A 3,734-nucleotide genomic window follows, 5' to 3' on the forward strand; every position below is an offset into this window, starting at 1 on the left:
GTCGATCAATCCGGAGACAGAAATGCACGTTCGAATTCAGTCTTTGCTGCACATGCCGGCCAAGGCGGGTTCTGTTTGGCAGGCCGCACGCGATTCCCGCACGGGGGCGCGTTCATGAGCGGTCGGCAGCTGGTCCGGGCGGGGGGCGGTTATCCCCTCTCTCCCGACTTCCCGTCCGGGCCGGTTTCTTACACAATCGAACTGGGGCAAGAATCACGGTCGTTTGCCCCCGAGGAGATGAAAATGGGTATCTTTTCCCGCGCCAGAGACATCATCCAGGCCAACGTCAGCGATCTGCTGGACCGCGCCGAAGATCCGGCCAAGACGATCAGGCTGGTCATCATGGAGATGGAGGAAACGCTGGTCGAAGTGCGGGCATCGGCTGCGCGCACCATCGCCGATCAGAAAGAAATCCGTCGCACGGTGATCAAGCTGGAGCAGGCGCAGGGCAACTGGGCCGACAAGGCGGAACTGGCGCTGTCGAAGGACCGCGAGGATCTGGCGACGGCCGCGCTGCTGGAAAAGCAGAAGATCGCGCAGACGGCGACGATGCTTCGCTCGGAGCTTGCCGCGCTCGACGAGCAGCTTTCCGGCCACGAGGACGATATCGCCAAGCTGGAAGCCAAGCTGCGCGAGGCGCGGACACGGCAGAATTCGCTGCTGACGCGGATCGAATCGGCGCAGAACCGCGCGCGGGTGCGGGCAATGACCCGTGGCGCCCGCGTCGAGGAGGCGTTCTCGCGGTTCGAACTGCTGGAACGCCGCGCCGACCTCGCGGAAGGGCAGGCCGAAGCCTATGATCTGGCGCCGGTAGCCAAGACGCTGGAAGAAGAAATCGCCGAGCTGCGCACCAACGACGTGGTGGCCGAGGAACTGGCCGAGCTGAAAGCGCGCATGCAGCAGCGGCACTGAGTTTTCAGAACTTCAGTTGAAGGACCGAGCAAATGGAAGATCTAATGCCGATGGTGGCCGTGGTCTCGATCTTCATCGGGATGCCGTGGCTGTTCCTGCACTATCTGACGAAGTGGAGGCAGGCCAAGTCGATCACGGTCGAGGATGAGGATCTGCTGGACGAGCTGCACGACATCGCCCGCAGGCTGGACGAGCGTTTGCACAGCATCGAACGCATCATCGCCGCCGATCATGCCGACGACGGGCAGGCAGGCAGCCCGAAGGCCGGAGGCCGCATCGAACTTGGCCGCCCCAATGAAAATCCGCTGATCGAACTTCGTTCGGCCAGCCGCAACAGGGACTGATCCAATGGCACGCCGCACATCCTTTTTCCTGGACCGCCGCAATGGCAAGCTTCTGGGCGTCTGCGCCGGAATCGCCGATTACACGGGCTTCGATGTTCTGTGGATCCGCGTCCTGACGGTATTGACCACGGTCTTCGGCTTCCCGTTCCCGCTGATCGCCTATTTCGTGATCGCATGGCTTGCCGACAACAAGCCGAACGCCTTTTACGAGATCGAGGCCGCCGACCCCGAAGACCGCGCCTTCTGGCAGAAGACGCGCGCCGCCCCCGACCAGTCGATCCGACAGGTGCGCTCGACATTCCGCGACATCGACCGCCGCCTGCGCGATATCGAGACCGCCTACACCAGCCCGAACCACCGGCTGGCCCGCGAAATCGACGAGCTGCGCTGAACCGATCGCATAGGAACCAACGATGTTCGATACACCATTCATCATACCGGTTGTGGCGCTGATGATCCCCATCGTGGCCATCATCAGCCGGAACTGGGCCAGGGTGCAGCACCGCAAGCTGGACCTGCTGGAGAAAAGTTCGACCGGCCTTGCCGATGCCGCACAGGCCCGCATCGAAAAGCTGGAAGCGCGCATCGCGGTGCTGGAGCGGATCGCCACCGATCGCCAGCTTTCGCTTGCCGAACAGATCGACGAGCTTCGCCACTAGGCGCGCCGGACGGAGGGATGAACTCGATGAACATGTGGGCGGCCCTAGTGTTGATCGTGGCGATTGCGACGATCGGGCGCGTGTTGAGCGGTGGGCGGTGGAACCGCGCGACCCGCCGCTGGGAGCGCAATGCCAACGATGTGTCGCACGCGGCAAGCGCCGAGGTGGGGCAGCTTCGGGCTGAAGTGGCGCGGCTTTCCGACCGGGTGCGGACGCTGGAGAAAATCGCGACCGACCCCTCGCACCAGCTTGCCGACGAGATCGAACGGCTGCGCGGCCTGCCGCCCTCGCGCCGCGATGCGCCGGATCGGCCGGCTGCCTGACATTCTCCCGGCGGCTGGCTTTCACTGGCGGCCGTTCTGTTCTAGGCCGGGTGCATGGCACCGACATTCGCCGAGCTGGAAGAGGAGTGGGACGCCGCTCTCGACTGGGATGAACGCTATGGCCTGCTGATCGATCTGGGCCGGGCGCTGGCACCGATGGACGCATCATTGAAAACTGCTGCCACCAAGGTGCCGGGCTGTTCGGCAAGCGTCTGGGTCTATCCGCTGGAAGACGCCGGGCGGCTTCGCTTTCAGGCCGACAGCGACGCCGCGATCACCAAGGGCATTGTCGCGCTGGTGGTGCTGATGGCCGACGGCCGGACGCCCGCCGAAGTGCTGGCGACCGACTTTGAAGCAGCGATCGACCGACTGGGCTTGCGCCAGCATCTTTCATCGAACCGGACGCAGGGGCTGCCGAACATGATCGCCCGTGTGCGCGAAGCAGCGGGCAGGCTGGCGGCCGAGGCGCGGCCTTGATCGACAAGGACACCCTTCGCGACATGTCGCGGCAGTTCATGGCGGCTGTACCGCATCTGGCGGCGCTGGGAATCGGCTTCGCCGATGCCGGCCGCGACTGGGCTGAGCTGGAAATGCCCTACGCGCCGCAACTGGTTGCCTATCCGGAAACCGGCGTCATCGCTTCCGGGGCGGTGTTTTCGCTGATGGACACGGCGGCGGGCTTTGCCGTGCTGGTGAAGCTGGGGCGGATGGTGCAGCACGCCACACTGGACCTGCGCTGCGATTATCTGCGCCCGGCGGAACCCGGCAAGACGGTGGTGGGCCGTGCCGAATGCTACAAGGTGACACGCCGCGTCGCGTTCGTGCGTGGGATCGCCCACGACGGCGAGCCGGGCCACCCGATTGCCCATGTGGCCGGCACCTTCATGTTCACGGGTGGCGCGCATGGCTGAACAGACGCTGCCACCCTATGCGGCCATGCTGGGCCTGAAACGCAACGGTGCAGCGCTGACCATGCCGTTCGGCATTCATCTGATCGGATCGCCCGGCCGGTTGCACGGAGGGGCCGTTGCCGGATTGATGGAAATCGCCGCCAACCGGGCGGTTCGGGATGCGCTGGGCGAGGATCGGGCGCAGGCCAAGCCGATCGACGTGACGGTCGATTATCTGCGCGCGGGTCTGCCCATCGACACCCACGCCGAGGCGACGATCATGCGGCTTGGCCGCAGCGTCGCCAATGTGCGGGTCGAGGCGTGGCAGGATGATCGCAGCAAGCTGATCGCTGCTGCGCGGCTGAACTTCCTGATCCTGCGCGACGGCTGAAGGCTGCCGCACGGGCGCTATTTCGACAGGCGCTCGATCGCCGCCAGCAGTTGCGCGAAGGCCGCAGTGCCAGGCGCGATCACTTCATAATGGCCGGCAACGGGTGCGATCTGCACGTCTGCCTTGTCGCCTGCCTTGCGCGCGGCCAGCCCATATTCCAGCGCGACCGCCGGGAAGGCCGCCGGATCATAGACGCCGTGCAGCAGCACGCTTGG

Annotated in this window: 8 protein-coding genes and 1 pseudogene; 8 read left to right on the forward strand and 1 reads right to left on the reverse strand. The window is 65.0% G+C overall.

Annotation, left to right across the window (positions count from 1 at the left end):
• Window positions 1–243: 243 nt before the first annotated feature.
• Genes pspA through AC16JP_RS09130 form a run of 8 tightly spaced genes read left to right on the forward strand, consistent with a single transcriptional unit; the run spans window position 244 to window position 3,519 of the window.
• Window positions 244–912, forward strand: a complete 669-nt coding sequence (gene pspA, locus AC16JP_RS09095; protein ID WP_484340295.1) for a phage shock protein PspA — start codon at window positions 244–246, stop codon at window positions 910–912.
• A 32-nt stretch (window positions 913–944) separates the two neighbouring features.
• Entirely contained in the window at window positions 945–1,256 is a 312-nt protein-coding gene (pspB, locus tag AC16JP_RS09100) for an envelope stress response membrane protein PspB (protein ID WP_484340296.1), read from the forward strand.
• 4 nt (window positions 1,257–1,260) lie between these two features.
• Entirely contained in the window at window positions 1,261–1,647 is a 387-nt protein-coding gene (gene pspC, locus AC16JP_RS09105) for an envelope stress response membrane protein PspC (protein ID WP_484340297.1), read from the forward strand.
• 22 nt (window positions 1,648–1,669) lie between these two features.
• Window positions 1,670–1,915: a hypothetical protein gene (locus AC16JP_RS09110; RefSeq protein ID WP_484340298.1), complete on the forward strand. Its 246-nt coding sequence runs from the start codon at window positions 1,670–1,672 to the stop codon at window positions 1,913–1,915.
• Between the two features lie 26 nt (window positions 1,916–1,941).
• Window positions 1,942–2,238 (forward strand): hypothetical protein, encoded by a 297-nt coding sequence (locus tag AC16JP_RS09115; RefSeq protein WP_484340299.1) that lies wholly within the window; start codon window positions 1,942–1,944, stop codon window positions 2,236–2,238.
• A gap of 54 nt (window positions 2,239–2,292) precedes the next feature.
• Window positions 2,293–2,715, forward strand: coding sequence for a SufE family protein (locus tag AC16JP_RS09120; protein ID WP_484340300.1), 423 nt, complete (start codon window positions 2,293–2,295; stop codon window positions 2,713–2,715).
• Window positions 2,712–3,149: a PaaI family thioesterase gene (locus AC16JP_RS09125; RefSeq protein WP_484340301.1), complete on the forward strand. Its 438-nt coding sequence runs from the start codon at window positions 2,712–2,714 to the stop codon at window positions 3,147–3,149. Before AC16JP_RS09120 ends, AC16JP_RS09125 begins: the two co-directional genes overlap by 4 nt.
• Window positions 3,142–3,519, forward strand: a complete 378-nt coding sequence (locus AC16JP_RS09130; RefSeq protein WP_484340302.1) for a PaaI family thioesterase — start codon at window positions 3,142–3,144, stop codon at window positions 3,517–3,519. Before AC16JP_RS09125 ends, AC16JP_RS09130 begins: the two co-directional genes overlap by 8 nt.
• Before the next feature lie 17 nt (window positions 3,520–3,536).
• On the opposite strand, the pseudogene AC16JP_RS09135 reads toward AC16JP_RS09130, so the two are convergent.
• Window positions 3,537–3,734 (reverse strand): annotated as a pseudogene (locus AC16JP_RS09135) (hypothetical protein); the annotation flags it as partial.

Source organism: Sandaracinobacteroides sp. (assembly GCF_057137845.1).

Coding starts and splice junctions, on each gene's coding strand:
- AC16JP_RS09130 (WP_484340302.1), top strand. CDS start 3,142: ATGGCTGAACAGACGCTGCCACCCTATGCGGCCATGCTGGGCCTGAAA.
- AC16JP_RS09120 (WP_484340300.1), top strand. CDS start 2,293: ATGGCACCGACATTCGCCGAGCTGGAAGAGGAGTGGGACGCCGCTCTC.
- pspB (WP_484340296.1), top strand. CDS start 945: ATGGAAGATCTAATGCCGATGGTGGCCGTGGTCTCGATCTTCATCGGG.
- pspA (WP_484340295.1), top strand. CDS start 244: ATGGGTATCTTTTCCCGCGCCAGAGACATCATCCAGGCCAACGTCAGC.
- pspC (WP_484340297.1), top strand. CDS start 1,261: ATGGCACGCCGCACATCCTTTTTCCTGGACCGCCGCAATGGCAAGCTT.
- AC16JP_RS09115 (WP_484340299.1), top strand. CDS start 1,942: ATGAACATGTGGGCGGCCCTAGTGTTGATCGTGGCGATTGCGACGATC.
- AC16JP_RS09110 (WP_484340298.1), top strand. CDS start 1,670: ATGTTCGATACACCATTCATCATACCGGTTGTGGCGCTGATGATCCCC.